Raw genomic sequence first — 26,004 nt, forward strand, 5'->3', positions numbered from 1 at the left:
ATGGTTTTTAGAAAACATTTTCACCTGTATCATACCTGTATCAAAGATTGAATTCAACCTTCCTCACTCACATTATGGAACCGCATTGGTGACCGATCTACTTTGTTGCATCGGCTAGATGGACCTACTCGTTTTAAGAGCGAATGCAGAACTCTGATATGTAAAAACCAATAAAAAGGGGGAGAGTAATTTCCCCCTTCCTATCCCCCTTCCTATTAAGTACGTTGCGAAAGACGAATAAAAAAAGCGGTATATTTCGTGCCGTTTCCGGAGTTTTGACGATATCACGGAACCCCCTAGGTCCTGCCTGGTCTATCACAGAAAGTGATAGCAGTTTATCCTTATGCTCTTTTCCCTTGTTTTTCTATAGATGATTGAGTTTTTTCTGAATTCTTAATTAATCATTCAATTTATGTTCTTTAGATTGAAAACCTTCTTTAGGAGATAAAAAGAATACGATAGACAATATAAAAAGCGCTACCGGAAATGTTACTAAAGAAATATCAAATTTGACAGAACTAACAGCATATTCTCCATATAAATAAATACCCATCCATAAAGAGGAACATAGTAAAATCACAGCTGACAAATTTTTCATAATTATCCACCTTTCAGTTGATATCCGACTACCTTATGTTACCAGATAGGTGTGGAAGCGCACACGAAATACTCTAAAAATTAACAAGGAGAGGTAATATGAAAAAAACATTTATCATGACTTTTATCGTTTTTTTGTTTTGGGGAGCGAATGTAGATTTTGCTAACGCAGAAAAGATAGATACTGTAGATCTCAATGACGTTATACAAAATATCTCCCCAGAATTATCTGAGTATCCTTATAGTAAAGTGTTAGACAATGGAGAAATTCTGTTTTTCCAATCGAAAGAAGATTACGAATCATATTCACCGCCTAGCAACTACCAAACATTTAGTACTGGAGGATATATTACGAAACCTGAAGTTATAAGCACTAAGAATGCTTCAAAGCTATGGATTGGTTATCATAGCGGAACACCTGAATGGAGAAAAGTTAGCTCGCATGTATTAACTACAAATAAAACCTACTCAGTGAACGGTAGTTACAAATATAAAGAGTTCACTTTAAGTACCGGATTCACTCATTCGGTTTCAGTATCGTCTACCTTCCCTGCAGACGCTCGTAGATACAGTAAGTTAGGAGTGCGAGGAGATTTTACATTCCAACATATTAAATCGACCGAATATCATTATGGCACACCTACTGGAAGAGTAACTTATTATGCCAAGGCCATAAGAAAAGATGAATACATCGACACTGCGTACCAATAAAAATTCTGATCAATAAATTCAAAAAATGACTCCGGTATTATTACTGAGTCATTTTTAATACTATAATTATTTGTTACTCATTACATTAGAGGGTTTTTATACCTTCCGAGAATAGTAAGTTGAGCTTCATCTATGTAAAGGATGTTAGAAAATAATCACCTACATCCTCTCCGGTCGTACCATATCCCCGACGATGCTTAGGCTATGTACAGGGCTTTCCCTCCTTCCACTGCTAAAGTCACATCGATTGTCAAAAAAGAGCCCAAGAGTTGTGTCTTGGATTCATTGCTGGAATCGAAAATCTTGAACATCCCCTGTGTATCCCGAAATAGACACATGATTCTTCTCATCGACTCGAACGGATGCAACAATTTTCCCACAGTTAGTCTAACGACTCTTCCGAGATGAGCTTGAACCCTTCAATCTCCGTCTCCTCTTCCACTTCAATCAACAAGCACGGTTTCCCTTTATAGTTCACCTGCTTCACGTATTTCAAGTCTTGCGGACTGACCGAGATATTTGCGACCTTTGTATTAATCTTGATTGATTTTGACGTATACTTCGGAACGACACTCGTCGCTTTCATCTCATATTTCGTATCGTCGACGACTTGCTTGAACGCCTGCTCGACTTTCTCCGTCGTCACATCTTCCACACCACTCGCCCGTAAGACGACCTCGACGGCACGGGAGTCGAGCATCGCTACTCTCTCTTCTTCCTGTTCGTTCTCTTCTTCGGCGACAATGATTTGATTGATCTCATCATAAACGGTCGCGAGAGTCCGGGAATTGACTTCTTCTCCGATGACCGCTTTGACCACTTCTTCGAAGACCGCCTTCTCTTCCACTGCCGTGACAATCTCCGAACCGTTCAACACGTTTTCAATGAACGTCATATCCGGTTGATGCGCTTTGTGTGCCGAATAAAGCACATGGTTCACATCGGCTGCGTTATCCGTGAAGCACGGGAATAAGAATCCACCGATCGGCGCCTCGAGTTTGATGATCGGATTCACAATCAGACTGGCTTTGAACTCCCGCTCGACGAAGTCAAAGACGAGTGATTTTTTCGGAAGCTCTGTCGGGCTGATGCTGCCGAGGATGAACTTCGTCGTATACACCTCATCGTTCGCGTGAATCTCAGACTCTTCCGAGTACCGATTCGTCGGCTTATTATAATTCCCCCGGATGAACGTCACGACCATATCCTTCTCAAACGGCGTGTCTTTCACCATCTTCAACGCGATGCGTTGCATATAGTCCGTCCAGACGTCGGTCTCTTCCGTACGAAGTCCTTCATACAGCAAGCCTTGCGTATGGTCGACCTGACCTTCCTCAGGATATTGGAACTTCACTTCGAACAGTTTTTCATCAAGTTTTCCACCGAGCACTTTTTTGAAGTTCGTCAAAAACAGCTCCTGCTGCTCTTCTTCTAAGAACGGGAACGGACGCAACTCTTCGTAATAAATCTCATTCGTTTCCTGTCGGATGTAAATCGTATATAAGTCAGCAATCTTTAGCTTTGTCGCATTTACTTTAAACTGTCGGCGAATCGCCGCAATCTCTTTCTTGTTCATTCCATCCACCTCTTCTTTTCTCTCCATCCATGTCACCCATTATACCAGTCCTGATCGCTCACTAGTTCCAAAGAAATAACACCGGATTGTCCATTAATGCTAGAGAAGGATTTGCGATAGTCTTTCTAATCATTTTGCAGATTTTCACACTTTTTCAAAATCGTCCTGTGTATGATCAAGTTGAATTTATCGCGTGATGTTTGTCTCACTAGTTGTTTGATGAAAGGTTGCCCACTTGCTCGACAAGTGTTCATTCCAAATACATAGTAGGAGGCTTTATATGTTGAAGAAACTTATGTCTGTCGCACTTGTCGCCTTGCTCGTCTGGATTTCCGCATCGTTTGACGCTACACCAGTCTCTGCTTTCCCACCGAACATCCCATCGAAAGCGGACGCGCTCACGAAACTGAATGCCCTCACTGTCAAAAATGAAGGGTCGATGACGGGGTATAGTCGTGACCTCTTCCCGCACTGGTCGAGTCAAGGAAGCGGTTGTAACACGCGTCACATCGTCTTGAAACGAGACGCTGACTCGGTCGTCGACGAATGTCCGGTTGCGACTGGCTCATGGTACAGTTACTATGACGGAATCACGTTCACCTCAGCCTCTGACATTGATATCGACCACGTCGTCCCGCTCGCTGAAGCATGGCGCTCTGGGGCAAGTAGCTGGACGACAACCAAACGTCAAAGCTTTGCGAACGACTTGAACGGTCCTCAATTGATTGCGGTGTCCGCTTCATCGAACCGTTCAAAAGGAGACCAAGACCCGTCGACATGGCAACCACCTCGCACTGGGGCGCGTTGTGCGTATGCGAAGATGTGGGTCGAGACGAAGAGTCGTTGGGGCTTGAGCCTTCAATCCGCAGAGAAGTCAGCACTCACGACAGCCATCAATGCTTGCAGTTACTGAGTTAGAAAAGGAGTCTTCGAATGAACGAAATCACTTCGATCTTTAAGGCAACCCACGGTGTCATGACGGAAGAAGTCGGTGTCATCAGTGGTGAGTTGGAACTGACGACGGCGTGTCAGGAAGATGGTTCCTTGACACTCCACATCACGTACGTCGGAGCGAAAGATGTATATACGCTCCCCGGCAGTCCCTATCAGCTTCATGACCCGAACGATCATACTGTCATCCATCAGATGCTCGTGAATGTTCTCGAACGGACGTAAAAAGAAGGAGTCCATCACTCGATTTGAGTGACCGACTCCTTCTTTTACTTTTTCATCATTTTTACAATGGATCGGACGACAAGATATGTCACGCCGAAGACGAACGCCACTAAAAGTAGACTCGCGCCACCAATGATTCCGAATGTGAACATGTTTGTACCTCTTTTTCATTTTCTGAATTAGAACATGATGAAGATAACATATTTTCCCATTATTATGAACCATGACTAGTTTTGTTGTTGCTTCCGATCGACCTCTCGAATAATCGCGATTGCCTCTTCATAAGACTGTCGCAACTCATCCGGCATGTCTTCGACGTACTCACCAGCACGTACTCGAATCGACTCTTCTCGCATGAGCGCTTCGATGTACGCGTCATATTCGTCAGCTGTCAACACGTCACGTGCAGCAGGCTGATCGTTCAATTGATCGAAGTATGGTTGAAGATCAGCAAGAGCCTGCTTCACTTCCGCTCGTTCCGCCTTCGGAATCGCTTCATAATCGACATTTCCGTTCGTATTTCCATAAGCGATTCGCGTATCCGTGAAGGCGCTCAGACCTCGTTCGAACTCTTTATATTCTGCCTCACCCAATACTCCTTTCGCTTGATTCAATTTGGCATCCAATAACAAATATTTCTCTAAAGTAGCGCTGACGATATGTACTTTCATCTCGTCAAACGAACCGTATAACTCATCCGCCAAGAGGGATTGATAAGCGAATGCACCAGTCGGGATGAGTAGTGCCGCTGCGATTCCGACCGTCATCAACCGCCGACGGATAAATCCTGGTTCCCGGCGCATTTCTTGTTTCGCTCGCTTCACACCTTTGCGACTCCGCTCACGCAGTTCACTTGGGATTTCAATGTCCGCCAACATCCGTTTCATCTCACGATCCATAGCAATCAGCCTCCTTCCATTCTCGTCTCAATTTATCGACGGCCCGATACAAGGTTGTCTTCACCGTACCAATCGGCCATTCCAATAAATCTGAGATTTGTTGAAACGTGTAGTCCTGATAATATTTCAGCACGACCACACTGCGTTCATCCTCATGAAGAGAATCCATCATATCAGCGAGTGTCATCGTTATCGCGTAATCCGTTTCCGCAATTCCGATTGACTCTTCAAACTCCGGCTTCAATTGAATCACATTTTGTCTCTTCTTCATGACATCGAGCGCACAGTTGATGGTGATCTTCATCAGCCACGTCTTCAAAAATTGTGGTTCCCGTAACGTCCCGATCTTTTTAAATGCTTGATAAGCGACTTCTTGTACGACATCGAGCGCATCGTCCGGATTTTTGACGTATACGTAGGCCATCCGATATAGGTCGGCCTCGTAATGCTGAAAGATCTTTAAGAATGCTTGATCATTGCCTCGTTGCGCTTTTTGAATGAGACGTTTCATCGAACGTCCCCCCTTTTCGTTTTTTCCCTTACACTTATTAGACAGGAAACACATGCATTTGGCTTTACTCATTTGGAAAAAAATGAAAAAGGCATCTCAGAAGAGACGCCTTTGATAATTAACCGTTCTGATATTTTGTTAATAAGTCTTTCGGGATATGACAATAATCGTCCGGACAACGCGTCAGGCGGTCCTGATGCTCGTCCGCACTTCGCACATAGTTCGTGAGCGGCTTCACTTCAACAGCAATTCGTTCCGCATCCGATCGTCGATCAATAAACGCTTGCGCCTCCACCAAGTGTCGTGACTCCTCACTGTAGACGCCCGTCCGATACTTCTCGCCGACATCGATTCCTTGTTGATTGATGCTGTATGGGTCGATGATTTCAAATAAATAGTGCATCAATTTTTCGACCGTCACCACATCCGGATCGAACGTCGTTTTGACACATTCCGCATATCCGTCATATTCCCCATCCAACGTGTCCGTCGTCCCATTTGCCCGACCTGCTTCGGTCGAGAGGACGCCGGGTAACGTCTTCACGAATGCCTGGACGCCCCATAGACATCCTCCGGCTAAATAGATTGTTTCGATTGGAACCATCCCCCATTTCGTTGAATCTTTTCTTCAGCATACACGTATCAATGAGAGAAAGGAGAGATTCACTTGAATAAACAACGTTTCTTCATCACGCTAGCCAGTTCCATGATTCTCTTTGTCGCAATGATGTTTATTTTCCGTAACGACTTTTCACTATTCACTGAAATGGTGATTATCTTTCTATCTGTCGTCATCGGTCAGACGATTGCCAATCGATTATTCCAACGTTTCTCTAAGCAACAAGTGTCAGGCAAGACTGTACTTATTACATATACATCTATGCTAGCGGTATTTTGGACTTTTGCGAGCATCGTTTTTTGAATGAAGATCAGATTATTTTCCTTGTACATACCCCAACCGCTTCAAATCTTCATAAACAAGCGTAGACAATAACTTTCGCCCGTCCCCATTCAAATGGTCCGGGTTATGGAAGAAGGATTGTTTGTGAATGAACCGTTCGTCCCCCATGTAGTTGAGGAATGGGACATCGATATCCAATTTTTCTAAATGCTGAAATACGAGGCGTTCCATGACCGCTTCGTCGAAATACGCATGATACGATGAATGGACAGGCTCCATCGCTAAGACGACGCGATAGCCTTGCTTCTTACAATAATCGATGATGTCTTGTAAATATGCCATATTCTCTTCAATCTTGTGATTGTTCACGGCATTCTCGTATTGAGCGGCGACTTCCTCATACTTACGCTCGGAATAGTTCAGCCCCCCATTCTCCCATGGCTTATGCACATCAAAGCGAAAATCTCGGATTTCCCGGGAAATGGCGGCGTAGGCACTCCCACTGTTCAATGCAGGGAAGCGTTCGTGCGTATAGTAGTTGAACCAACTAACCGACTCCAAGTCTTTCCGTTCCAACACGCGATAGTAATTTTCTTTCCGTCCGACGTTCGAATTGCTGAAGGTGATTTGTGATAACGACACGATCACGACCCCACCTGGCTTCAGATGTTCATCGTATTCTTTTAACATCTTCAAGTCATATTCGATTGGCTGACTCGGTAACGCCAAATCCAGATGCGACAATCCAAGCGACTTGAATGAATACCCGTACATCGCATGGGACGTCCCGAGATTGATGATGTCGACCGGGTGAGGGTCTTCCTTGAAGGCAAGGACAGCTCGGTTATTATTATATTCCCACGACTCTTTCACGAACTCGTTGACGGGAATGAAGATTGCGATGATGACGAGTAATACGACACCTATTTTGATTCCTAAACGCTTCATGCTAATTCCTTTCCATCCATCTTAGAACCCACCGTATACAAATCCTTGGCTCGACACGCCAAATAAGAACGCTGAGATAATCAAGAACAAGTTGATGGCCACACTCGTCACGGCAGACTGACGTGCCATCCAATCCCAAGCCGAACCTCTCGTCCGCTCGATATGTTGGAACAGATGAACGACGACAAAGACGACGAGGAAGATGATCAAATCGAGCAATGAGAAGATTTGAATCGCCTGCAACATGCCTGACGGTGCCCATGAAGAAGGCGTCACGTACAGTTTGGCATGCGAGAACGCCTCCGCCATGGAGTGCGACTGGAAGAAGACACGTGAGAAACAGACGAGCTGGAACGTGATGGCGATTTTCCACCACCGATGCAGTGTCGGCACACGGTCAAATCCGACCCATGACGCCATTTTTTCACGTTGTTGTTTCGTATGATCTCCGAAGACGCGATAGATTCCATGAATGAGTCCCCATAAGACGAAGTTCCATGCGGCTCCGTGCCAAATGCCACTTACTAAAAACGTCGCAAGGATGGCACCATAAATCTGTTCGCGCTTCTTCTTTCCTTTTGCGAGTGGCATGAAGATATAATCTCGTAGCCACATCGAAAGCGTGATATGCCAGCGGTTCCAGAAGTCGGCAATCGATACGGCGAAGTGCGGTTGCTTGAAGTTTTCCGATAAGCGAATCCCGAGTAAGCGTGCACAGCCGATGGCGATGTCACTGCATGCCGAGAAGTCCGCGAACAGTTGAATCGAGAACAACATCGTCGCGAGCACAATCTCCGAACCGGTCGGGTCCGGGCTATTGAACACACTTGCAACAATCGGGGCCAACCGATCGGCAATCAATGTCTTCTTGAAGAAACCCCAAATGATGCGCTGGATGCCGTAGCTGATGTTGTCATAGTCGAGATGTTGCTCCGTCTTCAACTGCGGCAACAGTTTTTTCGCCCGCTCGATCGGACCCGCCACAAGTTGCGGGAAGAAGGCAAAATAGACCGAGAAATAGCCATAATGACGCTCCGCCTTTTGCTTCCCTCGCGAGACGTCCACGACATAACTGATGGCCTGGAACGTATAAAAGGAAATCGCCAACGGTAAGACGACTTCTCTATACGGGACGTCATAATCAAATCCGCTCCATGCGGCGAACGAACGGAGCGAATCATTGACGAAATTAAAATATTTGAACCAGCCGAGGAAGAAGACGAGCACCGAGACACCGACCCACATGAGCCGTTTTTTCTGTTCTTTCCTCTCTTGCTTCTCGATCAAAATCCCGATGACGTACGTAAAGGCAGTACTGATCAGCAGGAGCGGGATGAATTGAACGCTCAACGTGACGTAAAAGACATAGCTCGCCAACAAAAGGAGCACCCACCGATATCGATGTGGAACCACATAGTACGTTCCAACGATGAATGTTAAAAATAAGAGAAATTCAATCGAAATAAAAGTCATATTTACCACCTGATGTTATGAAACTTGACGATGTACCGATTCCTGACAATCAGGTGGTCACAAGTTCTCGCTTCGGCAATGCGGCATAACGAATCTTCCCGAACGCATTCCGCGGAATCTCGTCAATTTGCATCACCCGAACACCTTTCACCTTGATTTGTTCTTTGATGATTTTTTGAATGCGTGCGACGTCATCTTGTAACGTATACACGTATAACTGGTCGTCTTCGCCGGCACAGACGCAGTCATGTCCATGCTCTCGAAGGAGCGCCTCGACTTCGTCTAGGCTGATTCGACTGCCATACAATTTGATCATGCGCTTGATTCGACCGACGATAAAGAAGTATCCATCCTCGTCGCGATACGCCATGTCACCCGTACGCAAGACACCTTGATTGTCGTCACCTTTTGAAAGGTCAGCTAACGAGGTCGCGTACCCAAACGACACGTTGTCGCCTTGATATACCAACTCGCCTATCACATTCGCATCTTTGATGTCATTTCCGGATTCGTCACGCAACGTGAGCGATCCACCAGGGATGGCAATTCCGATGCTTCCTTCTTTTTTCGCATGCATCTGATCCGGTAAATACGACATCCGGGCCGTCGCCTCCGTCTGACCGTACATGATGAAAAATTGAATCCTTTTCTCTGCACATACCGTCGCGAAGTGCTGCGCAAGCTTCGGATCTAACTTGCCACCGGCTTGCGTCAACTTCTTCAGACTGGGGAGGTCATACGTCTCAAACTTTAATCGTTTCAACATCTCGTAATGAAACGGGACCCCACCAAACGTCGTCGCCTGCTCGGCACGACACAGCTCCCAAAACTCCTTTTGAACGATCGAGCGGTCTGTCAGGATGAGGGTCGCCCCTTTCAACAGATGACTGTTGATGATGGAGAGTCCATACGAATAGTTCATCGGAAGGGTCGTAATCGGTTTATCTGTCTGATCGATGTCGAGATAGTCGATGATGGATGAAGCGTTCGCCGTCAGATTTTTGTATGTGAGGCGAACAAGTTTCGGACTTCCGGTACTACCTGATGTCGTCAACAAAAGGGCCAGCTCCTCATGAAGTTGGTGGCGAACCGATGTTTCGGTTTCAAATAAGGCGTAGCCACCATAGCCATAGAAGGCATCCAACGAGTTCGCCAAATCCTCCCTCGTCTCCGGAGCCCAGACGTGCGTCGGTTGATACCGTTCCATCAACTTCTGCAATTGGTCTACTGGAATATCTGCATCGAGCAAGACCGGGACGACCCGTCCACGGAGAAAGCCGATGTATCCGAAGAGCGACTCGACTCGGTTGGCACATAAGCAGAAGACGAGCGACCGTTCGCCGACCTCCTGACAAATCGAGTCCCCGACTTCCAGCATCTCTCTATAGGAATAAGAGCGGTCCGCATAGACCGCCTCACGATGCATGTACTGCTCGAGTGTGTGAAAAAGCGTCATGACTGGATGTCCACACCGAGGCGCTGCAGCAACGCGATGCCAGAATGGTACGAATGGAACTCTGTCATTTCATCCGAGTCGATATAGACGTCAAACGCATCCTCGATCTCGGCGATGAGGGTCATATGTCCAATCGAATCCCACTCCGTTGATTCCCCGAGCTTCATCTCTTCAAGGACCACATCGTCCTCTAGTTCCAATCCATTTCGAAATGCCATGTTATATGCTTCAAGCGTGCTCATTATATTCATCCTTTCACGTTCACTCAAACTTATTCGATTCCATCTATTCTTATCGACTGATAATGATAATCATTTGCCTTGTGATTCTATCACAATTTTTCGAAATCCTCAATTCTTCATAGGAGATAAAGCTTGGAGTGGAGCGATTCTTTGCATGAAAAAGACCACATCATTACGATGCGGTCTCAGGAGATGATAAAACATATTCGAGTTGTAGATCGAGTGGTTCTTCCTCGTACACTTCTGGCACGATCTTCTCAACCTATCAGATCATAATGATACAACGATTATTTGAACTCGATTGCCACCGTTTCATAACCGCTATTCTTTAAAAACTCTGTCAAGAACGCTTCAATGCGCTCATCGGCCTCTGTCAACAAACCCTGGTCAATCTTAGTCTTTTCCATTTTCGCTTTTTCTTTATTGATTTCATCAAAAATCAATTGCGAGGGATAGTCAGAAAAAATTGTCCCTTTTACATCTGTCACTTTCGCATCATCTGTATTCGCTACGTTGTCTAAAATGGTAGAGTGCGGTACAGTGACGTTCAATTGCTCAGTCGTGTCATTATAAGAGACCTCCATGTTAGAGAGGTCCGTACCTGCTTTGAGGTATCCTGAGTATTCAATCAGCTTGATTGCTTCGGCTAGTTTGACGTCTTTTAATCCGATTAACGATACGGATGTCGTGTTTCGACTAACAATAACGTTGCTGTATTCATATTTTAACGTTGTCAACTCCGTCAATTCGACGAGTCGATCTTTGACGAGCGATACATCAGCTTGTTGATTAGTTGAAAATACACTCGGCTTGATCATTACAATCGCAATGACACCAATCAAGATGAGCGTGAGTAAAACAAATGAAACTCTTCCAATCATTCTTTTCATAATCAATCTCCTTTTTATGTATTCAAGTACCTTCTAAAATTATGTAACGAATCCTTCATATACATATTATACCTACTTTAATTCCATAAATTTAATTTTTATTCAATTAAATTAGTTTTTTTCAAATAAAAGAGTAGATGGTTTGAGACCCATCTACTCACTCAGCATCATCAAGTTTTACTCGACTACAATCCAATTCAATTGTGACAAACCCTGTTTCAGTTCATTCAATTTTTCTAATCTTTGAATGAAAAACGTCTCAATCGCATCGATATGGTCTGGTGCACTTAAGAAATCCGTCAATGATTCATCAGTGTACAACATAAACCAGTCATCTCGATCTTCTGGCGCTTCATAGATCCATCCCTCATTCACTTCTGCGAATTGTTTAAACGCATCCATCAGAACCGATTTATGCTTACTGTTTGGATGGACCTCTATGTAAACAGACACTTCAGGATAATCGGTTTGTTCAAAACTGAATCCACAACCGATATATTTCCAATCACTCTGATCATTCTGAATGACGTATCGATTGTACTCACGGAGTTCAATCGCACGATTCCCCCATGGTTTCGGCTTTCCAAACAAATTCGTAAATGTATGCGTCGTTCGTTCATTCAAACATTGATCCAACATCGAAATGGTTCTCCCTAAGTTTTGAATCGCATATACATCTTGAGGTAGGAATGTTCTTGATTTATTCAATTCAATGTCCTCCATATACTTGAGTACTTGTCTGTAGTATAAATCCTGATTGCTGTATTCCTGAAGCCATATGTAGAGTTGAAACCACTGCAATTGAAAGAACTTGGTTGAGGTTGAAGCGACATGTTTTGGGTCAAAGTATCGGGTGATATAAAACAGATATGTCGAAAATCCTTCTGCCTCACTTTGCTCAAGATGTTCTCGATAACGTTTCAATTGATGATGTCCCTCGCCGCTACCTAACTTGTTCTCAATGAAGACGAGATGTTTAGTGTCCCCTTCGCTAAACGTGGTGACGAGATCAGGTCGACTGTCGGTATCATGTGTATGTAGTTTACTGTACGTTTTTTGTGTATATGCCTTCACACGACTAATTTCAGAAAGGTTCACATTCGCAAACCGTTTAAAAAAATCCGTCAATAGATCCGGTTGTTCGAAAATCGGAGCGATGATTTCGGTCAAGTAATCTTCATAGGGATTAGAGTCGGATTGACGTAATAGATTGTAGATTTTCGAATACGATGACACCATCTGCTTCACTCCCTTCGTCACAGTATAAAAACAATGAGTACTTGAGGTTTGATTCAAGCACTCATCTATATATCGTCTACTGTACATACGTTTCGAGGTTTAAGAATATGTTAGATGATCACTCATCAAAGAAATCTAAATCAATTTTCTTAATTGTGTACATTTCTTCAATAGACACACCAACATTGTATATAAACATTAAGTTGGTCAATTCTTTTCCATCAATTAAAATCACTCGTTTATCTATCGATTCCGCATACATTCTTGCTTCTTTTGAGAATTTAGCTGTAGTCATAAAAATACCTTTTGACGCTTTTTTTCCTACTAAACTACCTACGAATCCTTGTATATCCGGTCGCGAAACTGTTGAATCTGTCTTCCATCGCTTTGCCTGTAAGTAAATCATTTCTAATCCCAATACATCTTCTTTTATGATGCCATCAATTCCCTCATCTCCGGATTTCCCAATCGCCTTTCCAGCATCATTAACTGATCCTCCATACCCCATGGCAACAATTAAATCTACAATCAGTCGTTCAAAAAAAGCTGGAGAACAATCTAAGATTTTTTCTAAAATCACTTCCTGCAATTCAGTTTTAAGTACATTAAAGTTATAGTCGATTAGCTCTAATGGCGTCTGAGTATCATTTGGAGGGGCGATGTGTTTCGTTGATTCATCCGAAGTGCGACTCATGAATTCAATAAAACTCTTATATTTCATTAAAAATTTTCGATCAATCTTTGTTACATGAGGATCTTCAAGCACTCTCAATCCTTCATCCGTAATTGTGAAGACCGCTCTTCTTACCACTTTAATTAATCCTGCCTTACTTAAATACGTTCTAGTCCATCCGATTCGATTCACGAGTAATGTTTGCTTGCCACTTGGAAGTTTTTCTGCGATTTCCTCGTCGGATAAGTGAAAATAATTGGCGAGTGATATATAAAGTTCTTGCAACGTATGTTCTTTACCATCTTCTAAATGTTGTAAAAACGGATACATAAATTCTTGGTAGCCTGGAACAGCCATATTCATCTCACCCTCTCATTCTGATACGTTCATTATAAAACATGAATGATAAAACTACATGAGTTAGGAAGAGAACATGCCATTCATTTTTTTATGATATAAAAAATAGACGGTTGATAATAAAACCGTCTGAATTTCATGTTATTTATGGTACGGTTCTCCTTATCGAATCAAAATGAGGTTTTTAAGTCTATTCTTTAATTTAATTATTTTTGTTAGGGTTAAGGTAAAAAAGTTAGAATTCTGCTTTATTGCTTTTTTATACAGAGCATATGATTATTAGGGCTTTCACTAATTCATTTAAAAATTTTGAAATATTCAATTTTTTTGTTTTAATAAAAGGATATAATTAACTTTATAATCCTTTTTTCTTTTTTTATAGTACTTATTTTAAAGTGAAGGGTCCGATAATAATGACAGATAGAAATGCACAAGCCGGTGCTTTTGGATGGGACTTTCAAAGTAATTTAGCCTTATATTTTGCTTCTAAAGATTTAAAGTCATTGAGCAGAGTTAAAGTCGAAGGTCCAACAGAAGATATTGAACTTTTTTATGAAGACGGCCGTAGGACTTTTATTCAAGCAAAATCACAACTAGAGCCGTACAATTCGTCTAATACAAATTCTCATCTTAAGAATGCACTTAAGACATTAATTGATGCAACTTCGAAAACCGATTACTCTGTTCTTTATTATGGATCAAACATTTCTAATCCTTTCGTATTTAAAGAATTTGGTGGGCTTTTTGGAGTAGGTGCTACAGACTATTCATTTAATGAACTACCACCTAAGATTAAAGCGAAGATAGAAAAATATGTTCATGAAGTTTCTATTAGTGAGAATTTATCTTTAGATAAATTTGATTATAATCGTTTGCGAATTACTACCCTGCCGTTTTTTGGTGATGACGATGAAACTAGATATCGTGTTATTAAACAGCGTGTTGAGAATCTTCTCGATAGTTTAGGCTTAAAGTCACCGCAAATAAATAGTATTTTTACTCACTATCAACTTCTTTTTACGCAAAATTCATCAAAAAAAATAAATATATACAAAAAAGATTTTGCATGGCCAATAATAGTATACTCACTCGATACTACTAGTGATGAATTTTACGAGGAATTTAATCTAGATGTATCAGAAGAAGATGCTATCGAGAGTATATATACAGGCTTTATTGAAAAAAAGACCCTTGAATTTACTTTGTTTAATGAAGTAAGTAACCACTTTTTAGATTTTACTGAAAGTAAAAGTTATCAAAATAAAAGAAATGCCGCCAGAGAATTTATTGATAAACATTGTCTTTATTACTCAAGAAAGATATTTTATGGGAAATTAGATGACATGTCTGAACCTGTAACTCAATTAATTCTATGGAGAATAATCAAAAAAATTAAGGTGATAAAACGACTCAATAAGGAGGTGGGCTTATGAAACTAGTTTCTTTAATTCTAGACTACAAAGGTTCAAAAAGGACGGTTGACTTTGGCAAAAAAACACTTATTCATAGTTTAAATAACAGTTCAGGAAAATCGACTCTACTTAGAATGATTTTCTATTCTATGGGATATAGCATCCCTCAAACAAAAGGAATTAATTTTTCTAAAGTTAAGACAACTTTGTTTTTAGATAATGCAGATGGCATCAAGGAAATTCAGCGTGAAAATAATCATTTATTTATACGTTTTAAAGATGGTTCCTCTTCAAACTTTTTTTTGCCGAATGATGAAAATTTAGTATTTTCTCAAATTTGGGGAGTAAACAACTCTAATGTGNTTTTATGAAAATTTAGTATTTTCTCAAATTTGGGGAGTAAACAACTCTAATGTGCTCAACAACCTACTTGGTGCAATATATATGGATAAAAAAAAAGGATGGACCTTACTAAATAGAGGTACAGTTATTGGTAATTTGAAATTTAAAATAGAAGATTTTATAGAAGGGCTTTCTGATAGAGACTTAACAAAAAAAAAAATAGAGTTAGAAAGTATTAACTTAGAATTAAAAAAGTATACTCAAATACTTAATATTATTGAATACAAAAGTCATTTGTCTGAAGAAAGCTCAAACTCTATATTTTCTTCAGATTACACAGTGAATTTAGAAAACAAGTTAAATTTTTTAGCAATTAAAAAATCAGAATAAAAAAGTAAAATTAATGATTTAGAAGAAAGTTTGAACGAAAATAGCAAATTCATCGAATATGTTGAAAAAATGAACCTGATAGTTAAAGATAATGAAACTGGGCTAGAAATCCCAGTAAAAAAAGATAACATCATTCATTTTTCTGAAAACCAAAGATATATTGAAACTCGACTATTAATGCTGAAAAATGATTTTTCTAAAGTTAATAAAGAAATAAAAGAGTTAGAATTAGAAATAAAAAAATCAAGCAACTTATTTTCACTTCAAAGTGAAATAAAAAAAGTTGATTATTTGATTTCTAAAGTTAATATACCTTTCGAACATTTGGAAAAAACTATATCTTCTTTAAAAAAACAAAAGAAATTATTAAATGCTGAAATCAAAAAAAAAATTTCTGCTAACAACACTGTATTAAATAACTTGCATTCAAATATTTTAAAATACGCCGACCTTCTGAACGTTGGTCAGTATATAAATCAAAAGAAAGATTATATTTTTACTTCAGATTTAAAGTCATTAAGTGGAGCTGTACTACATAAAATTGTTTTCTCCTTCAAAATGGCTTATATTACTGAGTTACAAAATTATTTAGGTTACAAAGTTCCAATAGTATTAGATTCGCCAAGCGGTAGGGAACTTGATAAAGTTAATATTGAAGAAACTCTTCAGATATTAAAAAGTGATTTTAGTGAAAATCAAATAATCATTGCTTCAATTCATGAATTCGAGATGTTTGAATCAGATGAAAAATTGGAGCTTATAAATAGAATATTTGAAGATGAAAAAACTTTTAATATTATTTAGTCATTTCTATAATTTGCAACCCCATAACGCATTAAAAAGACTACAGACATTATTTTCATCTGTAGTCTTTTTGATTTTCATAAATAAAAATATATAGTTTGAATTGAGAAAACATGAAAGATATATCTAAAAATTTATTAAGATCTCTCGAGTTTACAATATTTAATTAATATAGTAGGACACCAAATTCACTTAAAATTTGATATTGTTAAAGATTTTTTTACTTTATTTATTTATGATACGGTTCATTCCGATTGATTCGATACGCCCGATAAATCTGTTCACACAACACGAGTTTCATGAGTTGGTGGGGGAATGTCATCTTCGAGAACGAAATCGTATCATCGGCTCGCTTCATCACATCGTCCGACAAACCGAGCGATCCTCCGATGACGAAGGCGATTTTACTCTTTCCATACGTCGCGAGTTGATCGAGTTCACGGGCGAACTCTTCGCTCGTCCGCTGCTTTCCTTGAATCGCCAACGCGATGACGTGCGTATCTGGGGATATCTTCGCCAAAATCCGCTCGCCTTCCTTTTGTTTTACTAGTAACATATCTGCCTCACTCAAATGCTCGGGTGCTTTTTCGTCTGAGTTCTCGATTTCCTGCACTTTTGCGTAGGCAGACAGCCGCTTTGTATACTCGGCAATTCCTTGTTTTAAATATTTTTCTTTCATTTTTCCGACCGTGATAATTGAAATATTCATCCAATTCTTCCTTTTTCCACTGTTTTTTTGTTTTTTTCCATAGGGTTATCCACAGAGTTATCCACAAATCCACATGTTGATAATTAGTTTTTGCTTGACACAATATATGTTGCATCGGCTTCACAGAACTCACATGTCACGTGTTCACTTGTGGATAATTCCTCTAGCAACGGGTATTCACCTGTTTCATCCACAATGATGTCTAAAGCGATTTCAACATGTTCCTTGCATACTTTTTTTTCTTTATTTTTTCCTCCTTAAAAAAGAAGCGTCGCCGCTTCTTTATGTTGCTTCAGTTAATGTCGCCTCGGTTTTTCTTGCTTCCCCGCGACGTAAATACTCAATGGTAATCGTATCACCGACCGTCGCATCACGATAGAGCGCATCGCGTAAATCGACGTATCGTTTGATCTCCCGGTTTCCGATTTTCGTGATGACATCTCCAACACGCAGTCCCGCTTCTTCAGCCGGACTACCCGGTGTCACTTCTTCGACGAAGACACCGTCTTCCTGGTCGAAGGAGATTCCATACTCTTCTCGGATGTTTCCGGGTACAGCGATGACTTCCTGAATCGTGACACCGAGCTGTGCCCGCGTCACCTTGCCGTCGCGTTCTAACATGTCAATGACCGGTAGCGCCACGTTGACGGGAATGGAGAATCCAACCCCTTCTACGCTCGCCTCGGCGATTTTCATCGAATTGATTCCGACGAGCTCTCCACGAATGTTGATGAGCGCACCACCCGAATTCCCCGGGTTGATGGCCGCATCCGTCTGAATGACTTCCGCGTTATAATCCATCAAGCCGTCGCTGTTCGTATCGACCGGCACCGTCCGCTCGACACCACTGACGATACCACGCGTAACCGAGTTTGAGAAGACACCAAGCGGATTTCCGATGGCCATGACGGTCTCGCCAGCTTGGAGAACGGTGGAGTCACCGAGAACAATCGGCTCCACATCGATGTTTTTTGGTAACTCTTCCTCAGCGACAGCCAAGTCGTTGAGCGGGTCTTCGCCTAAAATGGTTGCCGATGCGATTTGACCATCGGAAAAGGCGATGTTGACCTCGTCCGCTTCTTCGATGACATGGAAGTTCGTGACGATATAGGCCGTGTTTCCTTCTACTTTATAGATGACACCGGATCCGGCACCCGCCTCCCATTGCGAGTCCGAGGTGAACGCACGCTGGATATTGGTGATGCTGACGACGGACGTCTTCGCCCCAAGGACAGCGGTCGTGACGTCCGATTCGGTGACGGTGACGGCCTGTTCGGTCCGCGTCAGTTCATTCGTCACAAAACGAGAGGTCGGCGAATCCCAGAGCATCACGATGACAAAAAACAAAGCCGCTCCTAAGAATCCGCCAACCCCTCCGAGTAACAACGGTTTTATATTTGGTCTCGGCTTATGGCGTACGTGCTCCTCTTGCTTCGGTCGCCATTCGCTCCGAGACGGATACGTCGATTTCTCTTCTGTTGCTTCGTGTACTTCAGGTTCGACGTCTTGAGGTTCATACTCATGGTGTCTCTCTTCGTTCACGACGCGTCCCCCCTTCAAGACAGTGTGATAACTGTCTTTTCCCAAGTTTCCTTATAAAGAAACGAGTGAAGTGGGGATTGTCGGGTCCGTGTCGCACAATTTGATTCGACCTAAGTCGACGTCTCGCATGCCGAGTGTTTGTGAGACGCTCATCTGTGCGAGCTCTTTCATGTTGTTGTCTTTACTTAAATGGGCCAAATAGATTCGTTTCGTGCGGTCACCGATGACCTCACTCATCGCGATGGCTGCATCCTCGTTCGAGACGTGGCCATAGTCGCCGAGGATTCGTCGTTTGACACTCCATGGATAACGCCCCATCTGCAACATCGAGACGTCATGGTTCGACTCAAAGATGAAGTCGTCCGCTCCACGGATGATTCCTTTCATCCGGTCCGAGACATAACCCGTGTCGGTGATATGGGCTAATCGTTTCCCGTCATGGGCAAACTGATAAAACATCGGGTCTGCCGCATCATGGCTTACGTTGAATGTCTCGATTTCAATATCCCCGAACTGTTTCACATCTCCGACTTCGATTTGAAACTTCAAGGCAGGATCAATCTTTCCAATCAGTGATTCCATCGCCGCCCATGTCTTCGCATTCGCATAAATCGGTAAATTATACTTACGTGCTAATATCCCGACACCTTTAATATGGTCGGAGTGCTCATGGGTGACGAGCAGTGCGTCGATTCCGTCAAATGACCGATCGATGGCTTCGATGCGCTGTTGCATCGCTTTTCCGGTCAATCCGGCATCGACGAGCAGCTTCGTCCGTTCCGTCTCGATATAGAGGGCGTTTCCGGTCGACCCGCTCGCTAACACACTATACTGTAAAGTCACGCAATCACTCCTTTCATTCTTTCGTTTCAAACTCCACGTGCTCGACTGTTCCATCGATTGCATTGACGAAGTAGACCTGATCATCAATTCCGATCGACCAAAGCGGTGGCATGATAATCAAACTGCCAGAGCTGTCGAGCGGTAAACTGTAAAATCCGGTATTGATGGCCCGCATCTCCTGGTTCGGTTGGAAGTACTTCCGAGACGCGAGTTGTGAGATGGCTTCACTGGCCGTCAACACGAGGTCATCTTGCGTTTTTGAGGAGAGGTTTTTTAAATGACGCTGTTTATAATCCGTCACTTCGAACGACTCGTTCAACTGAATGAGGATGAGGGACGGACCGATGTACATTTCCGTGCCACCCTCGACTTCAGGTGCTGAAAAAATCTTGTTGTCCTCGAATGTTTGTACGAAAGCAACCTGTCTCGTTTTTTCATCGTATTGCCAGTAGGCGTACTCGTTTCCAAACGGAACATATTCCGCCACAAACGTCGAAGCGGTCGTCCGCAAATCCTTCGCATCGAGCGGCACGGGTTGTTTCAACTCGACTTCGAGTTGCATGTTGTCGAGCGTCGTCGCGAGCTGCGCCTCCCGATTTTTCGTGATCATCTCAGCTGACATCTCTTCAGACGAACCCGTCAAATAGCCGATATCTCGACCCATCCGTGGCAATTTTGCCGGATCGACGTTCCGCTGGTCTAAAATCTGCGTGATCGAGGTGTTGTCATTCGTCACGACTTCGGTCGCCCATGTTTCCGTCAGCAATTGAAACAACAGATAGATGTTCAAGGCGAGGAAGGCGAAGATTAAAATCGATTTCGCTTTACTCCAATCCACGATACATCATCCTTTCTGTCCAATCGTCTCCTTGATTGTATGGGACCCAACGGCCCGCCTCACGCACGAACCAGTTCGGTGAAAACGTCACATAGCGGCTTGTGTCCTCGTTATATTCGATCTCATAACCGATTCGAATCTCGGTCACGTTCTCAAATCGTCCGGAGTTGATGAGCGTACCGAGTACCTCATCCGCATCAGCCAACTGTGTCGTGCCGACTGTGATCAGGCGATCGATTTCCAAGTGGTTACGTGTGATTGACCGGACCTGTGCCCCGTCGTTTTCCACACGTAATGTGGATAAGTCGATGGCATCGTTGTTGATAAACGCCTCACGCTGACTGAAGACGGGATACCCTTTCACGTGAAAACGGAACACGGTCGTTTCAAATCCTTTATTGGCCGGTGTGATGGCATCGAATCGAAGGGACAGCCCTTGATTCTCAGACGCTTCATCGACCCATCCCCCGTGGAAGTTCACGAATTCCACAATGGAATCTAACCCGATTGCTGTATCACGCTCGGTGCTATTCCGAGACAGGTTTCGATAGCGACTGGCGTTCAGTTTCGCATCATATTCCGCCACACTGACACCATTCGTCAACGCCCCGACCGAGCTTGCCGGGTCGACTTCTTGAACGTTCGGGTCACCTGGGAAGAACGTATCTCGCATCCAGTCGAGACGAGTGTCGATTTGAATCGACGACACGTCATACGCGAACAACTCATTCATCTCAGGTCCGACGACCGGGATATAATTCACGCGTTCATCCGTATACGTCACGCGCTTCATCGTTCGACTCGAGTTTTTTAAGAAAAGACTGTTCACATCGCCGTTTCCGACTTTCGTCAACTTCCCTTCCCAAATGGACTGGTCGCTCATGATGGCACGAATGTTGAACGCACTGTCATCCATATAGATGAGGATTCGCTGTGGAATCTTCCCAGACAGACTATACGTTCCCGGAAGCATATAGCTGAGCGTGTCCGCATAGTAGGCCTCCGGTAAGATCAACTCCAGTCCCTCGTTGATATCCGTATAGAAACTCGGGACGTTTTTCACAGCGAGTTGCTTGAACTCACTCGCTTCAAACGAATCCCGAATGACACGCATCAGTTGCTTCGGTGTATTCTTTGAAGCGAACACAGCATTGTTGTCATGCACGACCGCTTGAACGGGAATGATGACCTGGTCCGCTCGACGCTGCAATGACTCGTCCACCGTCGTGAGTTGCGTTTCAGATTGGACGGCCTGATACGTGGGATGGTAGTCCCACAAGATGATGGTTTGAACAATCGACGTGACGATTAACGTGAGCAAAATGAACGACTTCCACAGTTCCGGCTTTGCAATCGTAAACCGTTTCATCAATCATTCACCTCCACAATCGTATCGAACGGGATTGTGAAGTAAATCGTTGTACCTCTTCCAAATTCACTCTCTGCCCAGATGTCGCCACCGTGAGCGGATACAACTTCCTTGGCAATCGATAGACCGAGTCCGGTACCGCCGATGTTACGCGCCCGCGCCTTATCGACACGATAGAAACGTTCGAAAATTTTCTTTAAGTTCGACTTCGGAATCCCGACCCCTTCGTCTTTGATGCCGATGACGAGGCGTTTCGCCCGAAGCATCGTCCGGAACGTAATCGTCCCACCTTCTGGTGAGAACTTGATGGCGTTCGTGATGATGTTGTCGATGACTTGAGTCATCTTATCTTGATCGGCATGCACGTAGACGCGACGCTTCATCAGTTTGCGACGGAATTGAATCGCATCCCCTTTCGTCATCTCATGACGGTCGATGATATCGTTAAAGAACTGCACGAAGTCGAATTTCACCTTCTGCATCTTATATTCTTTACTGTCCATCTTCGAGAGCTGCAACAAGTCATTGACGAGGCGAATCATCCGTTCCGTCTCGTTTTGCGTCGTCTCTAAGAAACGTGGCGCCAATTCCTCATCCTGATAAGCACCTTCTGCAAGAACCTCCAAGTAACTACGCATCGTCGTGAGCGGTGTCCGCAATTCATGACTGACGTTCGCAACGAATTCACGGCGGTCCTGTTCGACCTGTTCTTGTTCCGTGACGTCATGCAAGACGACGATGAGACCTGTGATTGGTCCACTATGTTTTTGAATCGGTGAAAAATAGGCACGAACGAGGAACAATTCTTCGTCTGTACTGAGGTCAATCAGTTTTGTCGGCATCGTGCCGTCTTCCGGAATGATGATTTCCTCTTCGAATGCGAGGAGATTTTGTAGATTCGTCCCCATCGCCTCTTCTTCATCGACCCCAATCATATCGCGCGCCTGGTCGTTCATCAAAATGACCCGTAGCGAGCGATCGGTCGCGACCACACCGTCGGACATGTTCTCAAGGACACTCGTCAAGCGGCGTCGTTCGGCTTCCGTCGTCGCGTTCGCCTCCATCAACTCGTCCGTCAATTCATTGAATGCGTAAGCGAGTTGACCGACCTCGTCATCCGAATACACTTTAACTTTTCGTGAGAAGTTCCCTTTCCGCATCTCGACGGCCTGCCTCCGCATATCGGCAATCGGTCGCGTGATGGTGCGCGATAAGAGAATTCCGAGGAACGAGGTGATGATGAGTGCGATCAACGTCCCTGTTGCGAGGATACGTGTCACTTGTTCCATCTGGTTGTAGATGGACTTCATCGATGCCTCGATATAGATCATCCCGGTCGTCGTACCGTCCACTTCCGACTTGATCGGAACGGCAACGACGCGCATTCGGTCATTTGAATCTTCATAGACGAGCGTCTCTTGCGCCCCGCCTGTCGCGAATGACTTTTGAATGAACGTGCTCGCGGTCCGTTGTCCGACGAGACTTTGATTATTTTGGTTCGAGGTTGCCCGGACGACACTGTTCGTGTCGATGATTTGGACTTCTCGAATGTCGTCAGCTAGCGTCGTGCTCTCTGTAAATTCAGACAGCAGCTGATCCAGTAACTGGTTCAACTGCTGGTCCGTGGTCAAGTCACTCTCGTTCGCGGCAGTCCCCTCACTGATGTTATAGCTCAGTAGGTTCGCCCGGTCGACAAGTGACTGCGAGAAGTTGTTGATGTATTGCCGTTCCAAAGAACGCACAAAGTACACGCCGATGACTTGCATCGCAACGAGAATGAGCAGCGCATAGATGACGACGAGCTTCCACTGGATTGATTTAAAGAAGTTCGTCCGTTTCATCGTTTAATCTTCTTCTCCTGCCTTCAAATAATACCCGACGCCACGACGCGTAATGATATACGTCGGAGTCGATGGATTGTCCTCAACTTTTTCACGAAGACGACGTACTGTGACATCCACGGTACGCACATCACCGAAGTAATCATAGCCCCATACCGTTTGGAGCAAGTGCTCCCGCGTCATCACTTGCCCGATGTTTTGGGCGAGGTAATGAATCAATTCGAACTCGCGATGTGTCAATTCGATCTTCTCATCCCGTTTCGTCACCATGTACGAATCCGGATGAATCGTCAAGTCGCCGATCACGATATCGTTCGCGTTGGCTCCTTTTGCTTCTGGCGCCGGTGCTGTCGCATGACGTCGCATGTTCGCTTTGACACGGGCTAACAATTCACGTGAGCTGAACGGCTTTGTGACGTAATCGTCTGCGCCGAGCTCTAGTCCGAGTACTTTGTCGATCTCGGAATCTTTTGCCGTCAACATGATGATCGGCATATCGTATTTCTTCCGCACCTCACGGCATACTTCCATGCCGTCCTTGAGCGGAAGCATGATGTCGAGCAAGATGAGATCCGGTTGAATCTCTTCTACTTTGACGAGTGCTTCTTCACCGTCATAGGCAACGTGCACCTGGTAACCTTCTTTTTCAAGTTTAAACTTCAATATATCTGCGATTGGTTGTTCGTCATCTACCACTAAAATCGTACGATCCATTCAGTGAGTCCTCCTCTTATCATTAAACGTACATGCCTACATTGTAACTCTTTTTAAACAGCTTAGAAAGCGTGGTCCATTTCCGTGGAAATAGAAAAAGAGAGCCCGGTGGCTCCCTTTCTTATGCTTCGTAAATATCACGCAAGATGACTGTCTGTTCACGAGCCGGTCCGACCGAGAACGTCAACAATTCGATTCCTGTCAATTCCTCGATGCGACGCACGTAACGCTGTGCGTTCTCCGGAAGGTCTTCAAAGCGACGAACCCCTGTGATATCCTCTGTCCAGCCAGGAAGCTCTTCGTATACCGGTACACACTTCTCAAGGACGCGGAAGTTCGGTGGATACTCGTCAAGATGCTTTCCTTCATACTCATACGATGTACAAATCTTAAGCGTCTCAAGACCTGTCAGCACATCGATTGAGTTGAGGCAAAGATCTGTGATCCCACTGACGCGGCGTGAGTGACGCACGACGACCGAGTCGAACCAGCCGACACGGCGTGGACGACCTGTTGTCGTTCCATATTCTTTCCCGACTTCACGGATTGTATGACCAATCTCATCGTCGAGCTCTGTCGGGAACGGACCGTCTCCAACGCGTGACGTATATGCTTTACAGACACCAACCACGTGATGAATCTTCGATGGCCCGATTCCGGCACCACTCGATACGCCGCCTGATGCAGCATTCGACGATGTGACAAACGGATACGTTCCATGGTCGATATCGAGAAGGACCCCTTGAGCCCCTTCAAAGAGAACTTTTTTCTCTTCGTCGAGCGCATCGTTCAACACGACCGATGTATCACACACGTATTTCGCGAACTGTTGACCATACGCGTAGTATTCTTCAAAGATGTCATCGAACTCGATTGGATCGACTTCATACATTTTCACGAACATGCGATTTTTTAGTTCAAGTTCAGTCTTTAGCTTCTCCGCAAACACTTCTTTGTCGAGAAGGTCGGCGATGCGAATCCCGATACGTGCTGCCTTGTCCATATACGCTGGACCGATTCCTTTCAGTGTCGTACCGACTTTCGCGTCACCTTTCGCCTCTTCTTCGAGACGATCTTGAAGCTGGTGGTATGGCAAGATGATATGCGCCCGGTTCGAGATCCGGAGGTTATCCGTGCTCACACCCCGTTCATGTAAGTAAGCGAGTTCTGTCACGAGTGATTTCGGGTTGACGACCATCCCGTTCCCGATGACACACGTCTTATCCGAATAGAAAATCCCAGACGGAATGAGGTGAAGTTTATATTTCGTATCATTGAAGACGATCGTGTGACCAGCGTTGTCTCCCCCTTGATAACGCGCGACGACTTCGGCTTGTTTCGATAAGAAATCGGTGATCTTCCCTTTCCCTTCATCGCCCCACTGCGTTCCCACTACGACTACTGATGACATAATGAATCCTCCTTATTAATCAACGTTCTGTTCAAACCATCCGTAAGTGTACACTTGAAAAGCAAGAAAGTCAATTGAATACCGAACGTTTTATATAAGATGTAACTATTCGTTCGTCATTTTGATCTAATAAAATACAA

Annotated in this window: 27 protein-coding genes; 6 read left to right on the forward strand and 21 right to left on the reverse strand. The window is 43.9% G+C overall.

The features are described from left to right. Positions 1 to 397: 397 nt before the first annotated feature. Positions 398 to 598, reverse strand: coding sequence for a hypothetical protein (locus BBB58_RS15030; RefSeq protein ID WP_143180212.1), 201 nt, complete (start codon positions 596 to 598; stop codon positions 398 to 400). A gap of 98 nt (positions 599 to 696) precedes the next feature. On the opposite strand from BBB58_RS15030, the gene BBB58_RS02145 reads away from it, so the two are divergent. Next, the gene (locus tag BBB58_RS02145; RefSeq protein WP_074035206.1) at positions 697 to 1,308 is read left to right on the forward strand and encodes a hypothetical protein; all 612 of its coding nucleotides are present in this window, start codon (positions 697 to 699) and stop codon (positions 1,306 to 1,308) included. Positions 1,309 to 1,690: 382 nt separating this feature from the next. Here the strand turns inward: BBB58_RS02145 and BBB58_RS02150 are convergent, their stop codons facing one another. Next, positions 1,691 to 2,884: a DUF4317 domain-containing protein gene (locus BBB58_RS02150; protein ID WP_015880257.1), complete on the reverse strand. Its 1,194-nt coding sequence runs from the start codon at positions 2,882 to 2,884 to the stop codon at positions 1,691 to 1,693. 280 nt (positions 2,885 to 3,164) lie between these two features. Between BBB58_RS02150 and BBB58_RS02155 the strand changes: the two genes are divergently transcribed. Together BBB58_RS02155 and BBB58_RS02160 are read left to right on the forward strand one after the other, a co-directional pair. After that, a complete protein-coding gene (locus BBB58_RS02155) occupies positions 3,165 to 3,797 on the forward strand; it encodes an HNH endonuclease family protein (protein WP_074035207.1) in 633 nt (210 codons plus the stop codon). Between the two features lie 20 nt (positions 3,798 to 3,817). Then, the gene (locus tag BBB58_RS02160) at positions 3,818 to 4,060 is read left to right on the forward strand and encodes a hypothetical protein (RefSeq protein WP_031424128.1); all 243 of its coding nucleotides are present in this window, start codon (positions 3,818 to 3,820) and stop codon (positions 4,058 to 4,060) included. A gap of 227 nt (positions 4,061 to 4,287) precedes the next feature. Here the strand turns inward: BBB58_RS02160 and BBB58_RS02165 are convergent, their stop codons facing one another. The 3 genes from BBB58_RS02165 to BBB58_RS02175 all read right to left on the reverse strand — a co-directional run bounded on the left by BBB58_RS02165 (position 4,288) and on the right by BBB58_RS02175 (position 6,065). Then, on the reverse strand, positions 4,288 to 4,959 hold the full coding sequence (locus BBB58_RS02165) for a DUF3600 domain-containing protein (protein WP_074035209.1): 672 nt from the start codon (positions 4,957 to 4,959) through the stop codon (positions 4,288 to 4,290). Continuing rightward, positions 4,949 to 5,470, reverse strand: a complete 522-nt coding sequence (locus BBB58_RS02170; RefSeq protein ID WP_074035210.1) for a sigma-70 family RNA polymerase sigma factor — start codon at positions 5,468 to 5,470, stop codon at positions 4,949 to 4,951. Before BBB58_RS02170 ends, BBB58_RS02165 begins: the two co-directional genes overlap by 11 nt. Positions 5,471 to 5,588: 118 nt before the next feature. After that, positions 5,589 to 6,065: a peptide-methionine (S)-S-oxide reductase gene (locus tag BBB58_RS02175; protein ID WP_074037859.1), complete on the reverse strand. Its 477-nt coding sequence runs from the start codon at positions 6,063 to 6,065 to the stop codon at positions 5,589 to 5,591. A gap of 72 nt (positions 6,066 to 6,137) precedes the next feature. On the opposite strand from BBB58_RS02175, the gene BBB58_RS02180 reads away from it, so the two are divergent. After that, a complete protein-coding gene (locus BBB58_RS02180; protein ID WP_074035211.1) occupies positions 6,138 to 6,392 on the forward strand; it encodes a hypothetical protein in 255 nt (84 codons plus the stop codon). A gap of 12 nt (positions 6,393 to 6,404) precedes the next feature. Here BBB58_RS02180 and BBB58_RS02185 read toward each other — a convergent pair whose 3' ends face one another. The 7 genes from BBB58_RS02185 to BBB58_RS02215 all read right to left on the reverse strand — a co-directional run bounded on the left by BBB58_RS02185 (position 6,405) and on the right by BBB58_RS02215 (position 13,649). Continuing rightward, positions 6,405 to 7,319 carry a hypothetical protein gene (locus BBB58_RS02185; protein WP_074035212.1) on the reverse strand — a complete coding sequence of 305 codons (915 nt, stop codon included), beginning with the start codon at positions 7,317 to 7,319 and terminating at the stop codon, positions 6,405 to 6,407. A gap of 21 nt (positions 7,320 to 7,340) precedes the next feature. Beyond that, on the reverse strand, positions 7,341 to 8,792 hold the full coding sequence (locus tag BBB58_RS02190) for an MBOAT family O-acyltransferase (protein WP_074035213.1): 1,452 nt from the start codon (positions 8,790 to 8,792) through the stop codon (positions 7,341 to 7,343). A 49-nt stretch (positions 8,793 to 8,841) separates the two neighbouring features. Then, positions 8,842 to 10,248 carry an AMP-binding protein gene (locus BBB58_RS02195; RefSeq protein WP_074035215.1) on the reverse strand — a complete coding sequence of 469 codons (1,407 nt, stop codon included), beginning with the start codon at positions 10,246 to 10,248 and terminating at the stop codon, positions 8,842 to 8,844. Continuing rightward, complete coding sequence (locus BBB58_RS02200; protein ID WP_074035217.1) at positions 10,245 to 10,490, reverse strand: acyl carrier protein; 246 nt, start codon at positions 10,488 to 10,490, stop codon at positions 10,245 to 10,247. The genes BBB58_RS02195 and BBB58_RS02200 overlap by 4 nt, the downstream gene beginning before the upstream one ends. Before the next feature lie 287 nt (positions 10,491 to 10,777). Continuing rightward, positions 10,778 to 11,380: a DUF4230 domain-containing protein gene (locus tag BBB58_RS02205; protein WP_074035219.1), complete on the reverse strand. Its 603-nt coding sequence runs from the start codon at positions 11,378 to 11,380 to the stop codon at positions 10,778 to 10,780. 177 nt (positions 11,381 to 11,557) lie between these two features. Then, the gene (locus tag BBB58_RS02210) at positions 11,558 to 12,619 is read right to left on the reverse strand and encodes a PD-(D/E)XK nuclease family protein (protein ID WP_074035221.1); all 1,062 of its coding nucleotides are present in this window, start codon (positions 12,617 to 12,619) and stop codon (positions 11,558 to 11,560) included. Positions 12,620 to 12,737: 118 nt separating this feature from the next. Continuing rightward, positions 12,738 to 13,649, reverse strand: coding sequence for a restriction endonuclease (locus BBB58_RS02215; protein ID WP_074037860.1), 912 nt, complete (start codon positions 13,647 to 13,649; stop codon positions 12,738 to 12,740). A 413-nt stretch (positions 13,650 to 14,062) separates the two neighbouring features. Here BBB58_RS02215 and BBB58_RS02220 point away from each other — a divergent pair, with 413 nt between their 5' ends. Together BBB58_RS02220 and BBB58_RS15225 are read left to right on the forward strand one after the other, a co-directional pair. Further along, positions 14,063 to 15,082: a hypothetical protein gene (locus BBB58_RS02220; protein WP_074035223.1), complete on the forward strand. Its 1,020-nt coding sequence runs from the start codon at positions 14,063 to 14,065 to the stop codon at positions 15,080 to 15,082. 741 nt (positions 15,083 to 15,823) lie between these two features. Continuing rightward, positions 15,824 to 16,597, forward strand: a complete 774-nt coding sequence (locus tag BBB58_RS15225; RefSeq protein ID WP_208606700.1) for a hypothetical protein — start codon at positions 15,824 to 15,826, stop codon at positions 16,595 to 16,597. A gap of 229 nt (positions 16,598 to 16,826) precedes the next feature. On the opposite strand, the gene rlmH is transcribed toward BBB58_RS15225, so the two are convergent. From rlmH to BBB58_RS02270, 9 genes are all read right to left on the reverse strand, one after another. After that, a complete protein-coding gene (rlmH, locus tag BBB58_RS02230; RefSeq protein ID WP_074035225.1) occupies positions 16,827 to 17,306 on the reverse strand; it encodes a 23S rRNA (pseudouridine(1915)-N(3))-methyltransferase RlmH in 480 nt (159 codons plus the stop codon). 83 nt (positions 17,307 to 17,389) lie between these two features. Next, on the reverse strand, positions 17,390 to 17,518 hold the full coding sequence (locus BBB58_RS02235; RefSeq protein ID WP_074035226.1) for a CxxH/CxxC protein: 129 nt from the start codon (positions 17,516 to 17,518) through the stop codon (positions 17,390 to 17,392). A 70-nt stretch (positions 17,519 to 17,588) separates the two neighbouring features. After that, complete coding sequence (locus BBB58_RS02240; protein ID WP_084543020.1) at positions 17,589 to 18,848, reverse strand: S1C family serine protease; 1,260 nt, start codon at positions 18,846 to 18,848, stop codon at positions 17,589 to 17,591. A gap of 51 nt (positions 18,849 to 18,899) precedes the next feature. After that, positions 18,900 to 19,691, reverse strand: coding sequence for an MBL fold metallo-hydrolase (locus tag BBB58_RS02245; RefSeq protein WP_074035228.1), 792 nt, complete (start codon positions 19,689 to 19,691; stop codon positions 18,900 to 18,902). A gap of 13 nt (positions 19,692 to 19,704) precedes the next feature. After that, complete coding sequence (locus BBB58_RS02250; protein WP_074035230.1) at positions 19,705 to 20,529, reverse strand: two-component system regulatory protein YycI; 825 nt, start codon at positions 20,527 to 20,529, stop codon at positions 19,705 to 19,707. Further along, a complete protein-coding gene (gene yycH, locus BBB58_RS02255) occupies positions 20,516 to 21,898 on the reverse strand; it encodes a two-component system activity regulator YycH (RefSeq protein ID WP_074035232.1) in 1,383 nt (460 codons plus the stop codon). The genes BBB58_RS02250 and yycH overlap by 14 nt, the downstream gene beginning before the upstream one ends. Beyond that, on the reverse strand, positions 21,898 to 23,739 hold the full coding sequence (gene walK, locus BBB58_RS02260) for a cell wall metabolism sensor histidine kinase WalK (RefSeq protein ID WP_074035234.1): 1,842 nt from the start codon (positions 23,737 to 23,739) through the stop codon (positions 21,898 to 21,900). Before walK ends, yycH begins: the two co-directional genes overlap by 1 nt. 3 nt (positions 23,740 to 23,742) lie before the next feature. Then, positions 23,743 to 24,453: a response regulator YycF gene (gene yycF / locus BBB58_RS02265; RefSeq protein ID WP_015880237.1), complete on the reverse strand. Its 711-nt coding sequence runs from the start codon at positions 24,451 to 24,453 to the stop codon at positions 23,743 to 23,745. Positions 24,454 to 24,574: 121 nt separating this feature from the next. Continuing rightward, on the reverse strand, positions 24,575 to 25,864 hold the full coding sequence (locus BBB58_RS02270; RefSeq protein WP_074035235.1) for an adenylosuccinate synthase: 1,290 nt from the start codon (positions 25,862 to 25,864) through the stop codon (positions 24,575 to 24,577). Between the last annotated feature and the right edge of the window lie 140 nt (positions 25,865 to 26,004).

Source organism: Exiguobacterium profundum (assembly GCF_001909285.1).
GTDB classification, from domain to species: Bacteria; Bacillota; Bacilli; order Exiguobacteriales; family Exiguobacteriaceae; genus Exiguobacterium; species Exiguobacterium profundum.